Raw genomic sequence first — 21,938 nt, 5'->3', positions numbered from 1 at the left:
GTCAGAAGTCGACCGGGTCCCGGGCGAGCGGACAGGTCATGCAGTGGCCCCCGCCGCGCCCGCGGCCCAGCTCGGCGCCCACGATGGTGACGACCTCGATGCCGGCCCGGCGCAGCAGGGCGTTGGTGAGCGTGTTGCGGTCGTAGGTGAACACCACGCCGGGCTCCACGGCGACCGCGTTGTTGCCGCTGTCCCACTGCTGGCGTTCGGAGGCGTACACATCGCCGCCGGTCTCCACCACCCGCAGTGAGGACAGCCCCAGCGCCTTGGCGACCACCTCGACGAAGGGCGTCGTGCCCTCGTCGGTGATGTCGAAGCCGGGAGCCCGGTCGGCGGGGCGCAGCGAGAAGGTGTGCACCGCGTCCATGATCCGGGGGTAGAGCGTGACGACGTCCCGGTCGGCGAAGGTGAACACCGTGTCCAGGTGCATGGCGGCCCGCAGCTTCGGCATCCCGGCGACGATCACGTGCTCGGCGGCGCCCGCGCGGAACAGGGCGGCGGCGACCTGGGTGACGGCCTGACGGGAGGTGCGCTCGCTCATGCCCATGAGGACGACGCCGTTGCCGACGGGCATGATGTCGCCGCCCTCGAAGGTGGCCTGGCCCCAGTCCAGCTCGGGGTCGCCCCACCACACCGTCGCCCCCTTGAGGTCGGGGTGGAAGGTGTAGACCGCCTTCATCAGCAGCGTCTCGTCGTGCCGCGCGGGCCAGTACAGCGGGTTGAGGGTGAGGCCGCCGTACAGCCAGCAGGTGGTGTCGCGGGTGTACAGGGTGTTGGGCAGCGGCGGCATCAGGTACTCCCGGGCCCCGGTGGACTCCAGGGCGAGCGCGAGGTACCCGCAGCGATAGTCCTCCGGCAGGTCGCTGGTGGCGAGCCCGCCGATGAGGTACTCGGCCAGTCGCCGCGGCTGAAGCGTCTCCAGGTAGTCGCGGGTGGCGTCGACCAGGCCGATGCCGACCCGGTTGGGGACGATCTTGCGGTCCAGGAGCCACGCCTTCGCCTCCGGGATCGCCATGGTCTGCGCCAGGAGGTCGTGCAGCTCGACCACCTCCACCCCGCGCCGGGTCAGCCCGTCGACGAAGTCCGCGTGGTCGCGCTGGGCGTTCTCCACCCACATCACGTCGTCGAAGAGCAGCTCGGCGGAGTTGGTGGGGGTCAGCCGCCGGTGCGCGAGCCCCGGGGAGCACACCAGGACCTTGCGGAGCCTGCCGACTTCGGAGTGCACGCCGAGCACGGGGCGGACGGCGCCGTCGCTGCCGGTCACGGGACCTCCCGGGAGGGGACGGGGGCGGGAAGGGGGACTCTCACAGGCTGATCCAGCCGGCCGCCAGGGCCACGACGCCGACCACCGCGCCGGCCACGGAGACGGCCAGGACGACCAGCTCGCGGGGCGCGAACAGGCGCCGGCCCTGTTCGCGGCGGGCCATGACGAACAGCAGGGTCGCCGGGGCGTAGAGGATGAACGACACGAGGAGGAACTTCGGCCCGGCCGCGTACAGCAGGAAGGCCGTGTACAGGGTGGCGACGACCGCGACGGTCACCTCCCGCCGGGACGTCCGGCCCCCGATGGTGCCGGGGCCCGCACGGGTGCCGACCCGGACGGCGAAGGCCGCCGCCAGCAGGTACGGGATGAGCGACAGGGCGCTGGTCAGGTTGAGCGCGAAGTCGAACGCGTCGTCCGAGAAACTGGTGACGATCAGCACCGCCTGGGTGAGCAGCGATGTCATCAGCAGGGCCGGCACGGGCACGTCGACGGCGTTGGCGCGGCGCAGGAAGCGCGGCATGTCGTCGTCCTGGGCGGCGACGAAGAGCACCTCGGCGGCCATCAGCGTCCAGGCCAGATAGGCGCCCAGGACGGACACGATCAGCCCGACGCCGACGAAGACCCGGCCCCAGGTGCCGACGGCGGCCTCCAGGACTCCGGCCATCGACGGCTGGCGCAGCGCGGCGATCTCGGCCATCGGCAGGATGCCGTACGACACGATGGTCACCGACGCGAAGACGGCGAACACGCTCAGGAAGCCGAGCACGGTCGCCCGTCCCACGTCGGAACGGCGTCTGGCGTGCCGGGAGTAGACGCTGGCCCCCTCGACGCCGAGGAAGACGAACACGGTGGCGAGCATGGTGCCGCGCACCTGGGAGAAGAGCGAACCGGCGTAGTCCGCGCCCCGGAAGTTGTCCGCGAAGACGCCGGTGTCGAAGGCGAACAGGGCCAGAAGGACGAACATCAGGATCGGGACGAGTTTGGCCACCGTGACGATCCTGTTGATGGCGGTGGCCTCCTTCACTCCGCGGCGGATCATCCAGAAGAAGGCCCACAGTCCGACGGAGGACAGCACCACGGCCACGGCGGTGTCCCCGTCGCCCAGCTCGGGCCAGACCGACCCGATGGTCGACATGATCAGGACCCAGTACGTCACGTTGCCGACGCAGGTGCTGGCCCAGTAGCCGAAGGCGGAGAAGAAACCCAGGTACTCGCCGAAGCCGGCCTTGGCGTACGCGTACACCCCGGCGTCCAGGTCGGGCCGGCGGACGGCCAGGGACTGGAAGACGAAGGCGAGCATCAGCATGCCCGTGCCGGCGACCCCCCAGGCGATCAGCGCACCCGCGACCCCCGTCTCCTGCGCGAACCGGGCGGGCAGGGAGAACACCCCGGCGCCCACCATCGACCCGACGACCATCGCGGTGAGCGTGAGCAGCGGCAGCTTGGCGGGGGGCGGGGCTTCCCGGCCGGTGACGGGGACTGCGGCCTGCGACATGCCATCCCCCGGGGATCAGGGAGCGGATGCCACCACTGTGCGGCACGGCGTGATCCCCGGCATCTTCACCGCGTCCGCACGTACGCCTCCGGCCCCGGCGGTCGGCCCGTCGGACCGTTCGAGTAGCAGGCGGCAGGCCCGTCACCGACGATGAGGGCACGAAACCCCACCCCATGGACGGCCCCATGCCTACAGGACGACTCACCGGCCCCACCAGGCGCGCACGCCGGATCACCGTCGGAAGCGCCCTCGGCGGCCTCCTGCTCGTCGGTGCGCTCGCCGGCTGCGGCGACGGCGGCGGTCGGGACACCGGTTCCCCGGCCCGTACCGACACCCCCCGCACCCCGAACGCCTCCTCCTTCAGCGGGGAACTGCCGTCGGCCCTGGCGTCGTCGGCGTCCGCGGCCATCAGCTCGGCCAGCGTCTCGGCCTCCGCGGCGGCCTCGTCCGCCTCGGCGCGCGCCTCGGAGTTCGAGGCGTCGGTGGAGGCCGAGACCCAGCGCAGGAACGCGGCGGCGGAGAGGGAGCTGAAGAAGGTCCACGGCCGCGGCAACGCGCTCGCCGAGGTGGGCATGACGGGAATCCCCAGGGCGGAGACCGGGGGCGTGCTCGCCGTCCGGGTCGCCATCACCAACAAGACGGACGGCAAAGCGTCGTACGCCGTACAGGTGGACTTCAAGAACGCGGACGGCAAGGTCGTCGAGACCCGGTACACCGGCGCCGAGGACCTCGGGCCGGGCAAGAAGGAACAGCCGATCGTCTTCAGCCACCAGCCGCCGGAACCGCGGCTGACGCCCGTCCTCGCCAAGGCACAACGCTACTGAACCCGGCCGTCGGGGACCGGCTCAGTCCCCGTCCGCCGGCCCCCGCGAGATGCCCAGCAGCAGGGGGCCGGTCGGGTCGGTGACGATGTCGGAGACCGTGATCGGGTCCAGGGTGGCGAAGAACGCCTCCTGGGCCCGCCGCAGCGCTCCCCGCAGCCGGCAGCCGGAGCGCAGCGGGCAGCCCGGCGTGCCCTCGCAGTCCACCACGTCGCCCTCGCCCTCGAAGGCGCGCACCACCGCGCCCACGGACGCCGTACGGCCCTTCTCCGTCAGCGCGAGCCCGCCGCCCCGGCCCCGGCGGGCGTCGACCAGGCCGAGGTGCTGGAGCTCGGCGACCACCTTCGCGGCATGCGTGTAGGGCACCTCCATGTCGGCGGCGACCTGGCGGGTCGTGGGAGTGGTGCCGGCGGCGACGGCGAGTCGCATCAGGACGCGCAGGGCCAGGTCGGTGGAGCGCAGCAGCCGCATACCGCGAGCGTAGGGAATGCCCACCCTGGCGCCAAATCATCCGTACCGCCGTGCGATCCCTACGGAAGTCGGCCCTTTCCGCATTACGATCAGCGAGCCCCACCGTCCCACCCATTCCTTACCCGAAGGACACGTCACATGGGCTCCGGCAAGAACAGCAGCACCGCGGCGCGCAAGGCGCGCATAGACGAGATGCGGCGCGCCGAGCGTGCCCGGGAACGCCGCAACCGGATCCTCACCATCGCCGCCAGCGTGGTGGTCGTCGCCGGTCTCGTCGTCGGCGGCGTGGTCCTGGTGAACTCGCAGTCGGACGGCAAGGACTCCACGGCGAGCGGTGACGCCAAGGGTTCCGGCGACTCCGGGCACTTCACCACCGGCAAGGACGGGGTGCGGACCTGGTCGGGCAAGCTGGCCCGGACGCATGTGACGACCAAGGTGTCGTACCCGATGCACCCGCCGGTCGGCGGCAACCACAACCCGGTCTGGCTGAACTGCAACGGTGACGTCTACACCGAGCCGGTGCCGGAGGAGAACGCCGTGCATTCGCTGGAGCACGGCGCGGTCTGGGTGACGTACACCGCCAAGGCGCCCAAGGCGGACGTCGACGCGCTCGCGGCGAAGGTCGAGAACACGCCGTACTCCTTGATCAGCCCGTACGAGAAGCAGGACTCCCCGCTGCTGCTGTCGGCCTGGGGTCACCAGGTGGCGGTCAAGAGCGCGAAGGACCCGGAAGTGGCCAGGTTCTTCGAAAAGTACGTGCAGGGTGACCAGACGCCCGAGCCGGGCGCCTCGTGCACCGGCGGGGTCATGAAGTGAGCCGGCGCTCCATCGGCTGGGTCGCCGGGACCGCGGCGGCGGTGCTCGTCGCGGCCGGCGCGATCACTTACGCGGTCGCCCAGGACGGCGGCGGTCCGGCGACGCGGACGCCGGACGCGAAGTCGGCCGACGCGGGCTTCGCCCGGGACATGGCCGTCCACCACCAGCAGGCCGTCGAGATGTCGTACATCGTGCGGGACCGCACGAAGAACGAGGAGGTGCGGCGGCTCGCGTACGACATCGCGCAGACCCAGGCCAACCAGCGCGGGATGATGCTGGGCTGGCTGGACCTGTGGGGGCTGCCGAAGGTGTCGGCCGATCCGCCGATGACGTGGATGGGCATGGGCGACATGCCTCCCGGCAAGGACGGCGCGCTGATGCCGGGCATGGCCACCAACACCGAGCTGAAGAAGCTCCAGTCGCTCGACGGCAAGCGGGCGGAGGTGCTCTACCTCCAGCTGATGACGGAGCATCACAAGGGCGGCATCCACATGGCTGAGGGCTGTGTGGACAAGTGCGCGGTCGGGGTGGAGAAGCGGCTCGCGCAGGGCATGGTGGACGCGCAGCAGTCGGAGATCGAGTTGATGGCGGGAATGCTCAAGGAGCGGGGCGCGCGCCCGCGTTCGTGACACAAGGGGCGAAATCCCCCCGGGTGACCGCCGCTTGATCTTCTCTTGACTTCCCCGTTCCCCTGGCATGAACGGTTCATCGCAAGAGTGGCCCCACCAGCCACTACATGCATGCGAACCGCATCGCAGGGGGTTCTATGAGATCCGACCGCGCCACCATGCGCGCCGGTGTGAGCATGGCGGCGACGCTGCCGCTGATCGCCGGCGCGCTGGCGCTGGGCATACCCGCGGCCCATGCCGCCGACGGCCCCGCACGTGACGTACTGAAGGGCACCAAGCCGCTGTGGGCCACGGCCAAGGCGGACAAGGGCGCGACCCCGGACAGCGCCCAGGTGAAGGCCCGCGTCTATCTGGCCGGCCGGGACGCGGCCGGCCTCGCCGCCTACGCCAAGGCGGTCTCCGACCCGGCCTCCCCGCTCTACGGCAGGTACCTGAGCACCAAGCAGGCCCAGGCCCGCTTCGGCGCCACCGGGGCCCAGGTGGCCGCCGTCAAGTCCTGGCTGAGGTCGGCCGGTCTGACCGTCACCGCGGTCACCCCGCGCTACGTCGCCGTCTCCGGTGACGTGGCCGCCGCCGAGAAGGCCTTCGGCACCCAGCTGCACGACTTCGCCAAGGGTTCCCGGACCTACCGCGCCCCGGCCGCGACGGCCTCCGCCCCCGCCTCCCTGAAGGGCGCCGTCCTCACGGTCACCGGCCTGGACAACGCCCCGCACAAGGCGCGCCACGCCGACCAGCTCCCGCCCCCGGACGCGGTGTTCAAGAACTCGGGCCCGTTCTCCTCGTACTACGGCTCGCAGATCGCGACGACACTCCCCGACGCCTACGGTGGGAAGATCCCGTACGCGGTCAAGGGCTACACCGGCAAGCAGCTGCGCGCCGCGTACGGGGCGGGCACGTACACCGGCCGCGGGGTGCGCATCGCGATCACGGACGCGTACGCCTCGCCCACCATCGCCTACGACGCCGCGCAGTACGCGGCGAAGAACGGCGACGCGGCCTGGAAGACCGGTCAGCTGCACCAGGTCCTCCCGAAGAACTACACCAAGACCGAGGAGTGCGGCGCGGCCGGCTGGTACGGCGAGGAGACCCTCGACGTCGAGGCCGCGCACGCGGTGGCGCCGAACGCGGACATCACCTACGTCGGCGCGGCCTCCTGCTACGACGACGACCTGCTGGACTCCCTCGGCAAGATCGTCGACAACCACCTGGCCGACATCGTCTCCAACTCCTGGGGCGACATCGAGGCCAACCAGACGCCGGACCTGGCCGCCGCGTACGACCAGGTCTTCCAGCTCGGCGCGGTGCAGGGCATCGGCTTCTACTTCTCCTCCGGCGACAACGGCGACGAGGTCGCCAACACCGGTACGAAGCAGGTCGACACCCCGGCCAACTCGGCGTGGGTGACGGCGGTCGGCGGTACGTCGCTGGCGGTCGGCAAGGGCGACACGTACCTGTGGGAGACCGGCTGGGGCACCGAGAAGTCCTCCCTCTCGGCCGACGGCAAGACGTGGGAGAACTTCCCGGGCACGTTCACCTCCGGTGCGGGCGGCGGGACCAGCCGGACCGTGCCGCAGCCGTATTACCAGAAGGGCGTGGTCCCCGACTCCCTGGCCAAGGCGAACAACACCGCCGGCAACCGGGTGGTCCCCGACATCGCGGCCATCGCCGACCCGAACACCGGGTTCCTGGTCGGCCAGACGCAGACCTTCCCGGACGGCACGGAGCGGTACAGCGAGTACCGCATCGGCGGCACGTCGCTGGCGGCGCCGGTCATCGCGGCGGTCCAGGCCCTGGCCCAGGAGGCCCGAGGCGGCGCACCCCTCGGCTTCGCCAACCCGGCGATCTACGCCAAGTACGGCAAGCGGGGCGTCTACCACGACGTCACCGACAACCCCACGGGCTCCGGCCTCGCGGTGGCCCGCGTCGACTTCGCCAACGGCCTCGACGCGGCGGACGGCCTCCTGTACTCGGCCCGCTCCCTCGGCCACGACAGCTCCCTGTCGGCGGTCAAGGGCTACGACGACGTGACGGGCGTCGGCTCGCCGGCGAACGGGTACGTGCAGTCGTTCCGGCGGCACTGAGTCGCCGCGCTGCCTGGGGCGTGAGGCGTACTGCCTCACGCCCCTCCGCGTTGTGCGCCAGGTCGTAGCGAGGCTTCCTGCCGTTACCGGGACTTGAGTGCGGCGATGAAGGGGGTCCAGGCGGCGGCGGGGAGGATGAGGGCGGGGCCGTCGGGACGCTTGGAGTCTCGGACGGGGACGAGGCCGGGGATGTTGTCGGCGACCTCTACGCAGTTGCCGCCGCTTTCGTTGCTGTAACTCGACTTGCGCCAGAGGGCGGCACCGCGGAAGTCGCTGGCCACTTCGACGCAGTCGCCGCCGGTTCCGTTGCTGTAGCTGCTCTTGAACCAGAGAGCGTCACTCAAGTCGATTCGGGCGCTTGCCATTTCGGTAGTCCTCTGCCGCAGCTTTGATCAGGTCCAGGGACGCCTCCGGGGAAAGCGCGACGGCCCTGAGGCGATCGTACGACCTGCGATACTCCTTCACGAGAGCCTGATCATCGATGGTGTCACCACTGTGCAGCGCCTCTGTGTAGAACAGTGGCGGGGCCTCGGCAAAGGTCATGATCTTCGCGGAGCCGGTCATGAAAGGATGCGCTCCGCACTTCCGCAACAGAACCTGCGAAGTGATCCGGCGGCGCTCGGCCAACTCAACGATCCGGTCAAGCTGTGCGGCCATGCCTTCGGGCGACAGAATCGGGTCGGTGAGCAGCGACTCGTGCAGGATCACCCAATACTCCGGCGTGTGGTGGTCTACTTCGAAGAGGTCGGCGCGTGCCATTCGGGCGCTGACCCTCTCCTCAACCTCCTCGTCCAGGGACATCGGCACAGCTGCCAGAACGACGGCGCGCGCGTAAGCCGGAGTCTGAAGTAGTCCGGGGAAGAGCATCGGACTCCACTCCTCGATGGTCAGGGCGTGCCTCTCCGCCTCCAGCACCTTCTCGAAGTACGCGGCATGCCCAGCCCTCCTCGCCTTCTGCACGTCCTCGCAGCGGCGCTCGAAGAAGCCGTCGGTGCCCAGGACCCGATCCGCGTGCCGGGCCAAGTCAAGGGGCATCCGTCGCTCGCCGCGTTCGATGTCGCTGAGGTAACTCTTGCCGTAGAAGCTGCCCTTGAGGAACGCTTCCAGCGACAGGCCCGCCGCTTCCCTCTTCCACCGCAACTCCTTGCCGTAGAAGGTGGGGACGCTGATCGAACCGTCGATGTCCTTGCCGCGAGCCATCGCTCATTCTCCTCCGCTGCCGTGATCGCGAACGCGAAACCCCTTTCACGGTAGCGAGGTCGGCGACATTCTGTGAGGCGTTCGTCACACAACGCACAGAAGGTTGCAGCCCCCACATGTCAGACCACTCCCCCGCGCCCTACGTCGTCACCGTCTGCGTAGAGGAACTACGCGCCGCCCTCGCCCTGCACGGCCTCACGCTTCCGTCGCTCCAGGTCGACCTGCCGAGCTTCGCGGATTCGCACAGCCCCGGCCTCGTCTCGCTCGGGAACTGCAACACGACCACGGCGCGGGCCCTGGCCGCCGTACTGCGGAAGGCGGCGGAGCAGTGATCACGTCCCTGGAGTTCCAGTTGCTGGCGACGCCGAAGGCCGCGCCGGTGCTCCGTCACCAGCTCCGGGACCACGGGTACGACGTACGTCTGTGCGCGACCGAGTTGCTGACGAACGTCATCGACCACTTGGGCGACGGGACGCCGGTGACCGTACGGGTCATCGGGACGGCGCCCCAGCACGGCCGTACCCGTATCGAGGTGACCGATCCCGATCCGCGCGCGTTGCCCGTGCTGCTGTCCGCGACGGAGTCGGAGGAGTCGGGGCGGGGTCTGGCGCTCGTGGCCGCGCTGGCCGAGTGCTGGGGCGTGGTGCAGGGACCCGACCGCAAGACGGTGTGGTGTGAGCTGAGGAACTGAAGAAGATGCCGGGCCTCCCCGACGCGGCGGGGAGGTCACAGGCCCAGCAGTCTTCTCAGCTCCTCCAGCAGTCCCAGCACGGTGCCGCCCGCGGTGGCGCCCGTGCTGATCGTGGTCAGCCAGGAGCGCACGCGGGAGCCGTCCAGCGCCTGCGGCGAGCCGGCCGCGGCCAGTTCATCGCGCAGCGCCTCGGCCTCCGGCGTCTGCTCCGGCTGTTCCGCGCCGACCCGGCCGACCAGGACGCCCGCGATCAGACGGGCCGCTTCGAAACTGTCGGCCGCCACGCTGACCGTCCCGTCGCCGAACTGCTGACGGCCGCCGTGGAACTCGACGTTGCCGAACCTGTACGTGCTCATGGCTGCCTTCCATGGATCGGTCGCCGGGGCCGGGCCGGTGCGGCCCGCTCAGGTGCCCGTGCCTCCCGCGGTGCTTCCGGACGGAACCGGCGGTGTCCCCTGGGCGGCTCTCTCCGGAGCGCCGGGCGAGGAGCCCGTACCGGTGAGGATGTTGGTGCCGCCGTCCCCGAAGATGTTCTGGCCGTGGATCGGCCCGCTGAAGTTGTACGTCTGGAGGGTGATGGTGACGCGGGTGTCGCGCAGGCCGGAGGTGTCGATGCCGTGTTCCTCCAGGAACCGTTCCGTCAGGGTGAGCAGGGCCTCCTGCATGCGCTGGAGGGCGAGCTGGGCGTCCATCTGCTGTGTCAGGTCATGGGTGCGGTCGGGGTCGGACACGGCCGCGCGCAGCGTCCCGGAGGCGCCGTAGTCGAAGTAGCCGTGGGGCTGCCGGACGCGGTGGCTGCGCCACAGCAGCCGGAAGCCGTCGGTCAGGTACCGCCTCGGCCGGCCGAGGACCCGGCCGGCCGACCCGAACAGATCGGCGCGGAACCGGGCGCGGGTGGAACCGAGCGTGCGCCAGGCCGTCTCCGCCCAGCCCATGGGGCGGTCACCGAAGCCGGCGTTCACCGGGGGCACGTAGTAGGCGGCCAGTTGCCAGGACAGTTGCGACTGCGAGACCCGGGCGCGGACGTGCATCGTGACGACGTAGGAACCGCCGGAACCGACCAGCTCCAGGGTGAGGTAGGTGCGCATGGCCATGCTCGCGGCGGTGATGCCCTCGTCGACGAGCGCCGCGTCGACGTTCACCAGCGGCCGGCGGCGGCCCTTGCCGAACAGCCCACCCCGGTCGATGTCACGCACGCGGTCCCCCTGCACGTACAGGCGGTTGCAGGCCCGCAGCCCGTCGAGTCCCGCGGCCCGGGGCAGGTGCTCGGCCATGTACGCGTGCACCTCGGCCGGCTTCACCTCGCTCATGGCCGGCCGGTCGCCACCGTCCCCCGGGGCGGGGCGGCTGATGTCGATGCTCGGCCAGGTCCGTTGCAGCACGAGGATGCCGCTGTCGACGAACGGCTCCTCGCCGCCCCGCCCCTTCGACCGGTACAGGACCACGTTCGCGGCTTCCAGCGCCTCCAGGTCCGACTCCAGCGCGGCGTCCACCGGCCCGGCGCCGTCCCGCGGGCGGGCCTCTCCCCAGAGGACGGCCTGCTGGAACCGGGTCAGGCCCCAGTTCCAGACGTACGCGACGACCGCCGCCGCCAGCAAGGCGTACACGGCGAGCCGGAGACAGCCGGCCAGGCGCGCCATGTCCCGGCTGACCAGCGCCGCGGCGATCCCCACCACGCCCGCCACCAGGACGGCCAGGCAGAGCGAGAGCATGACGTCGCGGAACAGGTGCAGCCGCCGCGCCCGGCAGGCGTGCCGGACCACGGCGACGAGGTCGAGGCCCTGCGGGCGGCCGTGGGCTCTGAACCTCTCCGTCACGAAGTGCTCGGTCATCCCGTCCGCGAACTCGGCACTTCGGTACGTCCAGCCGCACAGTTCCCGGGTAGGCATGTCTTCCACGTACTGCGGCAAGACAGCGGTTCGGCGTTGCTCCACGGGTCCCCCCTCCTGTCGAGCACCTCAACCATAGGGCGCCGCAAGGGAGTTGTCCCGGCCGCGCGCACACTCGCGTGGCGGCCGACGGATGGGATACGATCATCACAAGCAAGCGGGCGAACGCGGCCCGGCTGGCGGTGCGTTGGTGGTCCAAGGAAAGACGCCCCACTTCCTGTGGGGAGATGCAGGTGCAAGGCCTGCCCGGCGCTCGACCGAGAACCCGCCCCGAGAATCCTCGGGGCGGGTTTTCTGCTGGAGACGGCATGGCAGCGGCGCGACGAACACGCGGTGGATGATCCGCCACCAGCGGAGCCGAGGCCCCCTGGCCGTGCTCGCTGGACCATTTTGGAACGCCCATCCACAAATAACCCCCCCTCACGCCACCACCCCTCGCCCACCACTGGCGCCGCAAGCCGCCAAGCCGACCCGGCGCCCACGCGAAACGCGACCGCGCCCCACCCCCACCGGCCCGGGAACCGCCCAGCTCACCCGGCGGGCCGGCAAGGCGAGGATGCACACCCGCCACCGGCCCGAAGGCCGCCGAGCCTGCCCAGCGAGCAGGCAAGGCAAGAACACGCACCCACCACCGGCCCAAAACCCGCTCAACCCACCCGGCATCCACGCCAGACGCGACCGCGCCCCACCCCCACCGACCCGAAGGCCGCCGAACCTGCCCAGCGAGCAGGCAAGGCAAGAACACGCACCCACCACCGACCCAAAACCCGCTCAACCCACCCGACATCCACACCAGACGCGACCGCACCCCACCCCCACCGGCCCGAAGGCCGCCGAACCTGCCCAGCGAGCAGGCGAGGCGAGAACACGCACCCACCCCCACCGACCCCGAACCCGCTCGACCCACCCGGCGTGCAGGCGAGACGCGACCGCGCCCCCTGCCGACAGGGCCTCGTAGCCCATCCATGGGCCCGGTACCGGTCCGGCCCCCCGTTCCCCCGGGCCGCTCGCTCGCTTCTGACCCGGGCTGGAGCGGCCGGGTCGAGGGTGGGCCGCAGGCCCATCGCCGAAGGCGACGCGCAGCGCCCTTGACGCGGACCGCGGAAGCCCGACACTGACCAAGAAGCGAGCGGCCCAACGGCCACCTCGCAAACGTACAGAAACGTATAGAAACGCACCTAGAGGAACGCATGGGCATCGAACTGGAGCTGCGGCAACGGGACACCGTCGTACGGCGCTCGTACGAACACGGGGAAACCCTCGCGCTCGCCCTGGACACGCTCGTCCCACCAGGACAGGGCCGCCTCTCACAGATCGACCCCTACCGTGACACCCGCTTCACCGAGCAGGACGCACAGGCCGCCCTCCCCGAGGTGACCGCCCTGGTGGACAAGTGCACCAGCCCCTTCCAGCGGGCCGCCCTCCTCGACCTCGCCGAGATGCTCACAGCCTGCGCCGGAACACCCGGCGGGTGCCTGTGGTTCATCGGTGACTAGGCGTCTCCACGCCCGACGGCACATGCGCGGCCACCACACGCCCCCCACCCACCACGGACCGCCGACGGTCCACCCCGTACGACACGCCGGCCACCCCCAGCCCCAGCACCGCCAGCACCGCACCGGCCAGCGCGGGCGACGTCGTACCGAAGCCCGCCGAGAGCGCCAGCCCGCCCAGCCACGCGCCACCCGCGTTGGCCAGGTTGAAGGCCGCCTGATTGGCCGAGGAGGCGAGGGAGGGAGCCGCCGACGCCTTCTCCATCACCATCAGCTGGAGCGGGGAGCCGGTGACGAACGCCGCCATGCCCAGCAGCGCGACCGCGAGCGCCGCGCTCCACTCCGCCCGCATCATCAGGGGGAACAGCAGCAGGACCAGCACCAGCGACGCGAGACCGCCGAACAGGGTGGCCCGCAGGGAGTGGTCCGCCAGGCGGCCGCCCAGCAGGTTGCCCGCCGTCGCGCCCACGCCGAACAGGGCCAGCAGCAGGGTCACGCTCGTCTCCGCGTAGCCCGCCGTGCCGGTCAGCATCGGGGTGACGTAGCTGTACGCCGCGAACAGCGCGCCGAACCCCGCCACCGTCGTGCCGAGGGCCAGCCAGACCGGCAGGGACCGCAGGGCGGCCAGTTCGCCGCGCAGGCCCGCCGCGGGGGCGGGGGCGTGGTCGCGGGGGATCAGGAAGGCCAGGGACGCTATCGCGGCCACGCCGATCGCGCTCACCGCGAGGAACGTCGCCCGCCAGCCAAGGTGCTGGCCCATGAGGGTGGCGGCGGGGACGCCCGCGATGTTGGCGACGGTCAGACCGAGGAACATCAGGGACACCGAGCGGGCCTTGCGCTCCGGCGGGACCATCGCCGTGGCGACGACCGCACCCACGCCGAAGAAGGCGCCGTGCGGCAGGCCGCTGAGGAACCGGGCGGCGAGCAGCGAGCCGTTGCCGGGGGCGAACGCGGACAGCGCGTTGCCGGCCACGAACAGGGCCATCAGCGCGATCAGCACCGTACGGCGGGACATGCGGGCGGTGAGCGCGGCCAGCAGCGGGGCACCGATGACCACGCCCAGCGCGTACGCCGAGACCAGGTGCCCGGCGGCGGGGATCGAGATGTGCAGGTCGTCCGCGACGTCGGGCAGCAGGCCCATCATCACGAACTCGGTCGTACCGATGCCGAAGGCGCCCACGGCTAGGGCGAGCAGGGCCAGGGGCATGAGGGACCTTTCAGAGCGGAGAAGGGGGGACGGAAAGTTTCGCAGTATGTTCCCGTGCCGAACAAACGCTCTCAGGGTCGATATTCCAGCGGGTTACGCGCCTGTGTCCAGCTTCACACGGGCCGCCACCGGCAGGTGGTCGCTGTCGGTGCGCGGTAGCGTCCAGCTGCTCTCCGGCTCCGCGCCCCGGACCATGATCTGGTCGATGCGCGCCATCGGGAACGACGCCGGCCAGCTGAAACCGAAGCCGCTGCCCGCCGCGCCCTGGGTGGAGCGCAGCTGGGAGGTGACGGCGTTGAGCGAGCGGTCGTTCATGGTGCCGTTGAGGTCGCCGAGCAGCACCACCCGGCGCAGGGGCTCGTCGGCGATGGCCTCGCCGAGCGCGTCGGCGCTCTTGTCCCGCTGCCGCGCGGTGAACCCGGCCTCGATCTTCACCCGGACGGAGGGCAGGTGGGCGACGTAGACCGCGACCGGGCCCTCGGGGGTCGCGAGGGTGGCGCGCATCGCCCGCTTCCAGCCGAGCTTGATGTCGACGGCCCGCACATCGGTCATCGGGTACTTGCTCCACAGCCCGACGGTGCCGACCACCGCGTGGTGCCGGTACGTCGGCGCGAGCGCCTTCTCGTAGACGGGGACGGCGGAGGCCGGCAGTTCCTCCAGGGCCAGCACGTCGGCGCCGGACGCGGCCACGCCGGTGGCGGTGGCGGCCGGGTCGGGGTTGTCCGCGTTGACGTTGTGGGTGGCGACCATGAGATCGCCGCCGGCGCCCGTGCGGCCGACGAGCAGTCCGCCGAAGAGGTTCAGCCACACGATCGCCGGGAGGAGCACGGCGATGAGCGCGGTCGCCGACTTGCGCAGCACGCCGAGCACCAGCAGCACCGGGATGGCCAGGCCCAGCCAGGGCAGGAAGGTCTCGGTGAGGCTGCCCAGGTTGCCCACCGCGTTGGGGATGTGCGCGTGCAGCAGCATCACCAGGGCGAGCAGCAGGGCCAGCCCGGCGAGGACGGCGCCGCGCCGCCAGATGCGCGGATCGCCCCGCCAGCCGGAGACCAGCCGGTGCGCGAGGCGTCGGAGCCGGGTCCCCGGTCGCTCGGGCCCCGAGCCGCCGTCCGCCGTCTCCGTCCTGTACGCCTGCTGCGCCATACCGTCTGCCTCACTGCCTGCCGTGCACACCGTTCATCCCCCGTAGCCCCCGACCCTAGGGGATGACCGGCTCCGTTCCGCCGTCCCATGACGGCCGTACGGAAGACGATGACGTGCGATGCGGGGGCGGGAGTTCCGGTCGGGCCCCGGGCGGGCGGGGTCTGTGACGAAACGCGCACACGAGTGCTACGAGGCTGTGGAGCTGACGGGCCGTAGGCCGGCCAGGAGCGAGTCGACGACCCGTTCCGCCAGGTCCTCGCAGAGGTCCGCCTCGGGGCGCATGACGGAGCGGACCAGGACCGGGCCGACGAACAGGTCGTTCGCCAGGTCCACGTCGACGTCCGCGCGCAGTTCGCCGTCGCGCTGGCCGCGGCGCAGTACGTCCAGGACGAGCCGGCGCCGGGGCTCTATCACGTTCTCGTGGTAGGCGGCCCAGATCCTCGGGTTGCTCTTCATCTGGACGTGCACGTTGTGCAACAGCACCGAGGAGCGGCTGGCCAGTCCGCGTTGGCGCAGGTTCTCCAGCAGGACCACGAGATCGTCGCGCATGGAGGTGCCGGGGAGTTCCGGCTCGGGCGGCTCGGCCGCGCGGACCACGTCGATGAACAGTTCCTCCTTGCCGCTCCAGCGGCGGTAGATGGTGGCCTTGCCGACCCCGGCGGTGCGGGCGATCCGCTCGATGGACAGCTCGGCGAGGGGCACGCCCTCCTCCAGGAGCCGCATCACCGTGTCCAGGATGGCGCGCTCCGCCGCTTCGCTGCGCGGGCGGCCCCGGGCTGGTGCCTCCGGTCGCGGCCGGCTGCCGGCAAGGCTCACGTCGTTCCGTCCTCTCACTGCGCTGCGGCCATTGTCCCGCAGCGGCCTCCTTCCCCCGTCGAACCACCGCTTTCCCCGTCGGACCGCCGCGCCGGCCCCGGCGTCCGCCGACGCCCCGCCCACGGCCTCCGCGTCCACCACGGACCCCGGACCCCCGACGCCCCACACGGCCTCCGTGTCCGCCGCGGAACCCGGACTCCCCCGACGGACCCTGTCAGGAATCGCTCGGACCTCACTCGGATCTCACTCGGATCTCGCTCGGACCTCACTCCATCGCGGTGACCATCTCCTGTTCCTTCTCCCCCTGCGGTGCCGCGGGCGTGCGGCCCGGCAGGAACAGGGCCGTCACCACGGCGCCGACCAGTGCCACGCCCGTGCCGCACAGCGCGGTGACGTGCATGGCGTGCAGGAAGGCGTCGTTGGCCGGGTTGACCAGCGCCTCGCCCCGCGGGCCGAGCTTCTCGGCGACGCCCAGCGTGGCCTCGATGGACTCGGCGGCGGTGTCGCGCAGGTCCGGCGGCAGCGCGCCGAGCTTGCCCTCGATGCCGTTGCGGTAGGACGTGGCGAGGACCGAGCCGAGGACGGCGATGCCGAGGGCGCCGCCGACCTGCCGGAAGGTGTTGCTGAGCGCGGAGGCGGAGCCGGCCTTCTCCCGGGGCAGCGCCTGCATGATCACGACGGAGGTCGGGGTCATGATGTGCGCCATGCCGGTGCCCATGAGGAAGAAGACGACCTCCAGCAGCCAGATCGGGGTGTCCGCCTCGAAGCCGGCGAACGCGGCCAGCGTCGCCGCGATCAGCAGCAGGCCCCCGGTGGTGGTGGCCCGGTTGCCGAAGCGGTCGACCACCAGCCGGGCGCGCGGCGCGAAGAGCAGCTGGGCGACGGCGAGCGGCAGCATCAGCAGGCCGGACTCCAGCGCCGAGTAGCCGCGCACGCTCTGGGTGTAGAAGACGCCGAAGAACGTGACGCCCATCAGCGCGAAGAAGACCAGCGCGATGGCGCTCATGGCGGCCGAGAAGACCTTGTTCCTGAAGTAGGTGACGTCCAGCGAGGGGTGGTCGGTGCGCTTCTCGAAGACGACGAAGGCGGCCAGGACGACGATGCCGGCGATGGTGGTCGCGAGCACCTTGGGGTCGGTGAAGTCGGCCAGCTCGCCGCCCTTGATGATGCCGTAGACCAGCAGGATGAGGCCGACGACGGACAGGACCACGCCGATGGGGTCGAGGCGGCCGGGTCTCGGGTCGCGGGAGTCGGGGACCAGCCAGGCCATCAGGACCAGCGCGACGATCACGATGGGCACGTTGATCAGGAAGACCGAGCCCCACCAGAAGTGGCCGAGGAGCGCGCCGCCGGTGATCGGGCCGATGGCGATGGCGAGGCCGACGCCGCCGGCCCAGATGCCGATGGCCTTGGGCTGCTCGTGCCGCTCGAAGACGTTCATCAGGACGGCGAGGGTGGCGGGCATCACGAAGGCGGCGCCGAGGGCCATCACCGCGCGGTAGGCGATGAGCTGGTCGGGCGAGCCGGACTCGGCGGCGAGCGCGGAGCCGATGCCGAACACCAGGGTGCCGCCGAGCAGCACCTTCTTGCGGCCGACCCGGTCGCCGACGAGTCCGGCGGTGAACAGCAGGCCGGCGAAGACCAGGGTGTAGGAGTTGATCGCCCACTCGATCTCGCTCTGGGTGGCGCCGAGGCCGGTCGGCGCCGGGGTCGCGATGGTCTTGATGGCGACGTTCAGGATCGAGTTGTCGAGGACGACGATGAGCAGGGCGAGCATCAGCACGCCGAGGATGGCCCAGCGGCGCCGGTGCACGGCCTCCGGTATTCGGGAGGCGGGGACGGGACTTGTCATGCGTCCGACCCTAGAGACTTTCGATACGGAACGGTCTCGTATCTTATTTTCTTTGCCAAGCCATTGCCTCCGAACGTGGTTCACGGACTCTGCGGGACCCCCTCTGGCCCCGACTGGCACGAGGTGCCACCATGGAGACGATCCGGGGACGCCGTCAGGGCGCCTCGAGATGACTGAAGGAGCCGTTGCAATGACGCAGCTTTCGGCTGCCCAGACGAAGCCCTCCGACGGCAGCAAGGCGCTGTACGGGGGCAAGGGCACGCGCCGCATCACCGTCCGCGACATCGCCCTCGCCAAGGAGCGGGGCGAGAAGTGGCCCATGCTCACCGCCTACGACGCGATGACCGCGTCCGTCTTCGACGAGGCCGGGATCCCGGTGATCCTGGTCGGCGACTCGGCGGGCAACTGTCACCTCGGGTACGACACCACCGTGCCCGTCACCCTCGACGAGATGACCATGCTGTCGGCCGCCGTCGTCCGCGGCACCCAGCGCGCCCTGGTCGTCGCCGACCTGCCCTTCGGCTCGTACCAGGAGGGCCCGGTGCAGGCGCTGCGCTCGGCGACCCGGCTGGTGAAGGAGGCCGGGGCCGGCGCGGTCAAGCTGGAGGGCGGCGAGCGCTCGCACGAACAGATCCGGCTGCTGGTGGAGTCCGGCATCCCGGTCATGGCGCACATCGGGCTGACCCCGCAGTCCGTGCACGCGATGGGGTACCGCGTGCAGGGCCGCGGCGAGGAGGCGGCCCAGCAGCTGCTGCGGGACGCCAAGTCCGTACAGGACGCGGGCGCCTTCGCGGTGGTGCTGGAGCTGGTGCCGGCCGAGCTCGCGGCCGAGGTCACGCGGGTGCTGCACATCCCGACGGTCGGCATCGGCGCCGGTCCGGAGACGGACGCGCAGGTGCTGGTGTGGACCGACATGCTCGGTCTGACCTCCGGCCGGGTGCCGAAGTTCGTCAAGAAGTACGCGGACCTGCGCGAGGTCATGACCGGCGCGGCCAAGGCGTTCGCCGAGGACGTGGTCGGCGGCGCGTTCCCGGCGGCGGAGCACTCCGTCCACTAGTCCACCGCGGCACCACCGGACGGCCCGCCGATCTTCCCCCGTCGGCGGGCTGTCCCTTTTCCGGCCGAGAGGCATGCCGCCGGCACCCGCCCGCACGCCCGCGCCCGCGCCCGCAAAGCTTTGGCCTCAACTCCCCTCTCGGGCACGGCAGTTGTAACAGAGTGGCGTCGAAATCCGTGCGGGGGCTCCCCCGCTCCTGGCTCGGTGGTGCACTTGACAGTGTGGGCCGTCTCACACTCGGGGGAGAGACAATGAGCCAGCCACCGGCCGTCTGCGCCGACTGTTCCACCGCCACCGTGCCCGGGGCGGCCTTCTGCGGCGGGTGCGGGGCCACGCTGGCCGTCACCCGCAGCGCGGACACGGACCACCCGGCGTCCCGCCTGGCCGTGCCCCACTGGACCGGCGGCCGGGACCTGACCCGGTACATGTGCGCGGCCGTCTTCCTGGACCGGCAGTACGCCGACTCCCTGATCAGGGACGTCGCCGCCGAACCGCACCTCGGTGTGGCGCCGGCCCCGGGGTGCGACGTACCCGTGGTCCTGCGCTACGCCTACGAGGCCAACGCGCGCCGGCACGCCAGGGACCTGCTGCTGGCCGTCGAGTTCCTGGTACTGGTCCTCGGGCTGCTGGTGATCCACAGCGGCCTCGCCGTGTTCCTCATGCTCCTGTTCGGCTGGCTGACCACGCTGGTCTTCGCCCTCTCCACCCAGTACGGCGAGCGCCTCCAGCGGCTGCGGCCCGACCGGTTCGACCCGGCGCAGGCGCCGCCGCCGCCCAACGAGTCCGCCGCCCGGCGGCTGCGCCAGATCGACGAGTACGCGCGCGGCAACCTCACCGTCTACAGCGGCTTCTCGCCGTTCACCGGATACGGCCAGGAACTCGACTCCTGGTCGCTCACCTTCGACGTGACCGCCTCCGGGCGGGAGGGCGTACGGCCGCGGGACTTCGACGTCGCGGACCTGTACGCCCATATCGCCCGGCGGGTCGGCGAGCTGTCGCTGCCCTGCCTGGAGCTGGAGGAGCGGGTGTTCGTGGAGGGCACGGCGCTGCTGGGCGACACCCGCTTCCTGCCCGACCCGCTCGGCCGCCCGGTGGCCCGGATCGGCGCCGACCGGCTGGACGCGCTCAAGCGGGACCCGGAGGAGACCGCCCGCGCCTATCTGGTCGCCCACTCCTCGGGCTGGGGCGGGGAGCTGGTGACCTCGGTGTTCCTGCGGCTGGTGCGCTCGGACTCCAACCTGTTCGTGGAGGCCCTGCCCACCGTGCTGTGCCCGCTGCTGGACCGCTACCGGACCATCGACTCCCTGATGCCGGCGCCCTCGCCGCGCGAGTTCCTCTCGATGGCGCTGCAGACCCTCGCCAGCACCCCGTTCGTGATGATCGCCTCGCCGGGGCGCGCGGTCACCGGCTTCTTCCCGGACTTCGGGATGCGCAAGCGGCTGAAGAAGCAGCACCGGCAGATCACCCGGCTCGGGGTGTTCGACTACGGGGCGCGCAAGAGCGTGCGGCAGCTCGCCTCCGCCACGGACCACCGGCGCTACTTCCAGAAGGTCGACTCCGGCATGGTCCTCAAGACCGTGGAACGGCGGATCCTGGACGCCCTGGTGGAGTTCGCCCTGGAACACGACATCGACGCGGGCGATCTGATCAAGCGTCAGGAAACCATCATCAACAACGGCATCATCGCCACCGCGGGGGCCAGGGTCGAGTCGAGCGCGGTCGCCTCGGGCGAGAAGTCCCGCGTCTCGGCCATCCTGAAGAAGATCCCGCGGCCCAACACCGACTGACAACCACCGCACACGCGACGGATGAACGGGGACCGGCATGCACCAGCGCAGCAACGACGGCGTCATCGCGACGGGAAACGCACAGGTCAGGAACACGGTGGTGGCGAGCGGCAGCAACGCCCGCGTCGACTTCCGGGTCACGGAGGACGAGGCGGAGCGGGCCGGCGGCCGTCCGCTGACCCCGCCGGAGATCAGCGACCTGCTGGCCCGGTTCGTCGAGGAACTGCGCCGCTCGGACCACCCGGAGCGGGAGGACCTGGCGGAGTTCGCCGAGGACGCGCGCGAGGAGCTGGCCGCGCCCGAACCCCGCACGGGCAAGCTGCGCCGGGTCGCCAAGGCGCTGGTGGAGGCCGTGCCCGGGTTCGCCGCGCTGGCCTCGCTGGCGGTGACCATCGAGGAAGCCGTCCGCGGCCTGTAGCCGGGAAACGGCCTGGAGACGGAAAGCGGGGGGCCATGCACTTCTGTGTTCACTGCGGCTCGCGCGTCGAGGACGCCGCGCGGCCGGACTGCCCGGACTGCGGGGCGCCGCTCGCCGCGCCGGAGCCGCCCGGGGGCGGGTATGTGCGGATCGGCGCCACCCGGCTGCCGGTCTGGCTGCCCTGGGCCCTGCTGGCGGTGCTGGTGGCCGGCGGGGTGACGCTCGGGGTGGCCGTCGCGAACCGCCCCGACACCCCGTCGGCGGGCGGCTGGTCCGCCGTCACCGTGTCACCCGGCGGCACCTACGACGGCTGGACCTCCCCGCCCTCCCCCACCGACGGCGGGTACACCACACCGGTGGTCACACCCGACTACGACGACAGCGGCGGCTACGACGACACCCCGACTCCCGAGCCCTCGCAGGAGGACCAGGACGCGAGCACGGTCGTCACCACGTACTACGACCACCTCAACGCCGGGGACTTCCAGGCCGCCTGGTCCATGGGCGGCGGCCGGCTCTACGGCGGCTCCTACTCGGACTGGGTGGCGGGCTTCTCCTCCACCGCGCACATCGACGTCACCGCCTCCGACAACGGCGGCGGACAGGTCGCCGCGGAGATCCGGGCGACCCAGACCGACGGCAGTGTGCAGGTGTTCCGGGGCACCTACACCGTGTCCGACGGGCAGCTCGTCGGCGCCGACATCCGGCAGGTGTCGTAGCGCCCCGCCCGCGTCGACAGTCCGCCGACACAGTGCCCGCCGCCGGTGTCGGCGCTCTGTCGGCGGTTTGTCGGCGGGCCCTGGCACTG

General features: G+C 71.4%; 22 protein-coding genes. 11 read left to right on the top strand and 11 right to left on the bottom strand.

All coding sequences use genetic code 11. The features are described from left to right. Nucleotide 1 precedes the first annotated feature (1 nt). On the bottom strand, nt 2-1,264 hold the full coding sequence (locus AB0E62_RS31245) for an arginine deiminase (RefSeq protein WP_362201347.1): 1,263 nt from the start codon (nt 1,262-1,264) through the stop codon (nt 2-4). 40 nt (nt 1,265-1,304) lie between these two features. Continuing rightward, nucleotides 1,305-2,759 (bottom strand): basic amino acid/polyamine antiporter, encoded by a 1,455-nt coding sequence (locus AB0E62_RS31240; protein WP_362201344.1) that lies wholly within the window; start codon nt 2,757-2,759, stop codon nt 1,305-1,307. 185 nt (nt 2,760-2,944) lie between these two features. Between AB0E62_RS31240 and AB0E62_RS31235 the strand changes: the two genes are divergently transcribed. Next, nucleotides 2,945-3,583 (top strand): hypothetical protein, encoded by a 639-nt coding sequence (locus AB0E62_RS31235; protein WP_362201341.1) that lies wholly within the window; start codon nt 2,945-2,947, stop codon nt 3,581-3,583. 21 nt (nt 3,584-3,604) lie between these two features. Here AB0E62_RS31235 and AB0E62_RS31230 read toward each other — a convergent pair whose 3' ends face one another. Next, nucleotides 3,605-4,051: an Rrf2 family transcriptional regulator gene (locus AB0E62_RS31230; RefSeq protein ID WP_362201338.1), complete on the bottom strand. Its 447-nt coding sequence runs from the start codon at nt 4,049-4,051 to the stop codon at nt 3,605-3,607. A 138-nt stretch (nt 4,052-4,189) separates the two neighbouring features. On the opposite strand from AB0E62_RS31230, the gene AB0E62_RS31225 reads away from it, so the two are divergent. The 3 genes from AB0E62_RS31225 (at nt 4,190) to AB0E62_RS31215 (ending at nt 7,577) form a co-directional block, all read left to right on the top strand. Continuing rightward, on the top strand, nt 4,190-4,867 hold the full coding sequence (locus AB0E62_RS31225) for a DUF3105 domain-containing protein (RefSeq protein WP_362201335.1): 678 nt from the start codon (nt 4,190-4,192) through the stop codon (nt 4,865-4,867). Beyond that, the gene (locus AB0E62_RS31220) at nt 4,864-5,496 is read left to right on the top strand and encodes a DUF305 domain-containing protein (protein ID WP_362201332.1); all 633 of its coding nucleotides are present in this window, start codon (nt 4,864-4,866) and stop codon (nt 5,494-5,496) included. Before AB0E62_RS31225 ends, AB0E62_RS31220 begins: the two co-directional genes overlap by 4 nt. Nucleotides 5,497-5,633: 137 nt before the next feature. Continuing rightward, entirely contained in the window at nt 5,634-7,577 is a 1,944-nt protein-coding gene (locus AB0E62_RS31215) for a S53 family peptidase (protein WP_362201329.1), read from the top strand. 83 nt (nt 7,578-7,660) lie between these two features. On the opposite strand, the gene AB0E62_RS31210 is transcribed toward AB0E62_RS31215, so the two are convergent. Then, on the bottom strand, nt 7,661-7,942 hold the full coding sequence (locus AB0E62_RS31210) for a DUF397 domain-containing protein (protein ID WP_362201326.1): 282 nt from the start codon (nt 7,940-7,942) through the stop codon (nt 7,661-7,663). Then, nucleotides 7,914-8,777 (bottom strand): helix-turn-helix transcriptional regulator, encoded by an 864-nt coding sequence (locus tag AB0E62_RS31205; RefSeq protein WP_362201323.1) that lies wholly within the window; start codon nt 8,775-8,777, stop codon nt 7,914-7,916. The genes AB0E62_RS31210 and AB0E62_RS31205 overlap by 29 nt, the downstream gene beginning before the upstream one ends. A 116-nt stretch (nt 8,778-8,893) precedes the next feature. Between AB0E62_RS31205 and AB0E62_RS31200 the strand changes: the two genes are divergently transcribed. Both AB0E62_RS31200 and AB0E62_RS31195 read left to right on the top strand, forming a co-directional pair. Next, a complete protein-coding gene (locus AB0E62_RS31200) occupies nt 8,894-9,109 on the top strand; it encodes a hypothetical protein (RefSeq protein ID WP_362201320.1) in 216 nt (71 codons plus the stop codon). Next, the gene (locus AB0E62_RS31195) at nt 9,106-9,468 is read left to right on the top strand and encodes an ATP-binding protein (RefSeq protein ID WP_362201317.1); all 363 of its coding nucleotides are present in this window, start codon (nt 9,106-9,108) and stop codon (nt 9,466-9,468) included. The genes AB0E62_RS31200 and AB0E62_RS31195 overlap by 4 nt, the downstream gene beginning before the upstream one ends. A gap of 35 nt (nt 9,469-9,503) precedes the next feature. Here AB0E62_RS31195 and AB0E62_RS31190 read toward each other — a convergent pair whose 3' ends face one another. Both AB0E62_RS31190 and AB0E62_RS31185 read right to left on the bottom strand, forming a co-directional pair. Beyond that, nucleotides 9,504-9,824: a hypothetical protein gene (locus AB0E62_RS31190; RefSeq protein WP_362201314.1), complete on the bottom strand. Its 321-nt coding sequence runs from the start codon at nt 9,822-9,824 to the stop codon at nt 9,504-9,506. Nucleotides 9,825-9,872: 48 nt separating this feature from the next. After that, nucleotides 9,873-11,357, bottom strand: coding sequence for a hypothetical protein (locus AB0E62_RS31185; protein ID WP_362201311.1), 1,485 nt, complete (start codon nt 11,355-11,357; stop codon nt 9,873-9,875). A 1,190-nt stretch (nt 11,358-12,547) separates the two neighbouring features. Here AB0E62_RS31185 and AB0E62_RS31180 point away from each other — a divergent pair. Beyond that, nucleotides 12,548-12,853, top strand: coding sequence for a hypothetical protein (locus AB0E62_RS31180; protein WP_362201308.1), 306 nt, complete (start codon nt 12,548-12,550; stop codon nt 12,851-12,853). On the opposite strand, the gene AB0E62_RS31175 is transcribed toward AB0E62_RS31180, so the two are convergent. The 4 genes from AB0E62_RS31175 to AB0E62_RS31160 form a co-directional block, all read right to left on the bottom strand. Next, nucleotides 12,840-14,057 (bottom strand): MFS transporter, encoded by a 1,218-nt coding sequence (locus AB0E62_RS31175; protein ID WP_362201305.1) that lies wholly within the window; start codon nt 14,055-14,057, stop codon nt 12,840-12,842. The two genes, AB0E62_RS31180 and AB0E62_RS31175, sit on opposite strands and share 14 nt — an antisense overlap. Before the next feature lie 93 nt (nt 14,058-14,150). Next, nucleotides 14,151-15,200 carry an endonuclease/exonuclease/phosphatase family protein gene (locus tag AB0E62_RS31170; protein WP_362201302.1) on the bottom strand — a complete coding sequence of 350 codons (1,050 nt, stop codon included), beginning with the start codon at nt 15,198-15,200 and terminating at the stop codon, nt 14,151-14,153. A 186-nt stretch (nt 15,201-15,386) separates the two neighbouring features. Beyond that, nucleotides 15,387-16,016, bottom strand: a complete 630-nt coding sequence (locus AB0E62_RS31165; RefSeq protein ID WP_362201299.1) for a TetR/AcrR family transcriptional regulator — start codon at nt 16,014-16,016, stop codon at nt 15,387-15,389. A gap of 265 nt (nt 16,017-16,281) precedes the next feature. Next, on the bottom strand, nt 16,282-17,868 hold the full coding sequence (locus tag AB0E62_RS31160) for a DHA2 family efflux MFS transporter permease subunit (protein ID WP_362201296.1): 1,587 nt from the start codon (nt 17,866-17,868) through the stop codon (nt 16,282-16,284). 190 nt (nt 17,869-18,058) lie between these two features. On the opposite strand from AB0E62_RS31160, the gene panB reads away from it, so the two are divergent. From panB to AB0E62_RS31140, 4 genes are all read left to right on the top strand, one after another. Continuing rightward, complete coding sequence (panB, locus tag AB0E62_RS31155; protein ID WP_362201293.1) at nt 18,059-18,925, top strand: 3-methyl-2-oxobutanoate hydroxymethyltransferase; 867 nt, start codon at nt 18,059-18,061, stop codon at nt 18,923-18,925. Nucleotides 18,926-19,176: 251 nt separating this feature from the next. Next, nucleotides 19,177-20,712, top strand: a complete 1,536-nt coding sequence (locus AB0E62_RS31150; RefSeq protein WP_362201290.1) for a zinc ribbon domain-containing protein — start codon at nt 19,177-19,179, stop codon at nt 20,710-20,712. Nucleotides 20,713-20,749: 37 nt separating this feature from the next. Then, nucleotides 20,750-21,130, top strand: coding sequence for a hypothetical protein (locus tag AB0E62_RS31145; RefSeq protein WP_362201287.1), 381 nt, complete (start codon nt 20,750-20,752; stop codon nt 21,128-21,130). Between the two features lie 35 nt (nt 21,131-21,165). Next, on the top strand, nt 21,166-21,849 hold the full coding sequence (locus tag AB0E62_RS31140) for a hypothetical protein (RefSeq protein WP_362201284.1): 684 nt from the start codon (nt 21,166-21,168) through the stop codon (nt 21,847-21,849). The last annotated feature ends 89 nt before the right edge of the window (nt 21,850-21,938 follow it).

Origin of the sequence: Streptomyces sp. NPDC038707, assembly GCF_040636485.1 — a bacterium.
GTDB lineage: Bacteria > Actinomycetota > Actinomycetes > Streptomycetales > Streptomycetaceae > Streptomyces.
This window is presented reverse-complemented; position numbering and strand designations above follow the sequence as displayed.

Coding starts and splice junctions, on each gene's coding strand:
- AB0E62_RS31240 (WP_362201344.1), bottom strand. CDS start 2,759: ATGTCGCAGGCCGCAGTCCCCGTCACCGGCCGGGAAGCCCCGCCCCCC.
- AB0E62_RS31235 (WP_362201341.1), top strand. CDS start 2,945: ATGCCTACAGGACGACTCACCGGCCCCACCAGGCGCGCACGCCGGATC.
- AB0E62_RS31230 (WP_362201338.1), bottom strand. CDS start 4,051: ATGCGGCTGCTGCGCTCCACCGACCTGGCCCTGCGCGTCCTGATGCGA.
- AB0E62_RS31225 (WP_362201335.1), top strand. CDS start 4,190: ATGGGCTCCGGCAAGAACAGCAGCACCGCGGCGCGCAAGGCGCGCATA.
- AB0E62_RS31215 (WP_362201329.1), top strand. CDS start 5,634: ATGAGATCCGACCGCGCCACCATGCGCGCCGGTGTGAGCATGGCGGCG.
- AB0E62_RS31210 (WP_362201326.1), bottom strand. CDS start 7,942: ATGGCAAGCGCCCGAATCGACTTGAGTGACGCTCTCTGGTTCAAGAGC.
- AB0E62_RS31205 (WP_362201323.1), bottom strand. CDS start 8,777: ATGGCTCGCGGCAAGGACATCGACGGTTCGATCAGCGTCCCCACCTTC.
- AB0E62_RS31200 (WP_362201320.1), top strand. CDS start 8,894: ATGTCAGACCACTCCCCCGCGCCCTACGTCGTCACCGTCTGCGTAGAG.
- AB0E62_RS31190 (WP_362201314.1), bottom strand. CDS start 9,824: ATGAGCACGTACAGGTTCGGCAACGTCGAGTTCCACGGCGGCCGTCAG.
- AB0E62_RS31185 (WP_362201311.1), bottom strand. CDS start 11,357: ATGCCTACCCGGGAACTGTGCGGCTGGACGTACCGAAGTGCCGAGTTC.
- AB0E62_RS31180 (WP_362201308.1), top strand. CDS start 12,548: ATGGGCATCGAACTGGAGCTGCGGCAACGGGACACCGTCGTACGGCGC.
- AB0E62_RS31175 (WP_362201305.1), bottom strand. CDS start 14,057: ATGCCCCTGGCCCTGCTCGCCCTAGCCGTGGGCGCCTTCGGCATCGGT.
- AB0E62_RS31170 (WP_362201302.1), bottom strand. CDS start 15,200: ATGGCGCAGCAGGCGTACAGGACGGAGACGGCGGACGGCGGCTCGGGG.
- AB0E62_RS31160 (WP_362201296.1), bottom strand. CDS start 17,868: ATGACAAGTCCCGTCCCCGCCTCCCGAATACCGGAGGCCGTGCACCGG.
- panB (WP_362201293.1), top strand. CDS start 18,059: ATGACGCAGCTTTCGGCTGCCCAGACGAAGCCCTCCGACGGCAGCAAG.
- AB0E62_RS31150 (WP_362201290.1), top strand. CDS start 19,177: ATGAGCCAGCCACCGGCCGTCTGCGCCGACTGTTCCACCGCCACCGTG.
- AB0E62_RS31145 (WP_362201287.1), top strand. CDS start 20,750: ATGCACCAGCGCAGCAACGACGGCGTCATCGCGACGGGAAACGCACAG.
- AB0E62_RS31140 (WP_362201284.1), top strand. CDS start 21,166: ATGCACTTCTGTGTTCACTGCGGCTCGCGCGTCGAGGACGCCGCGCGG.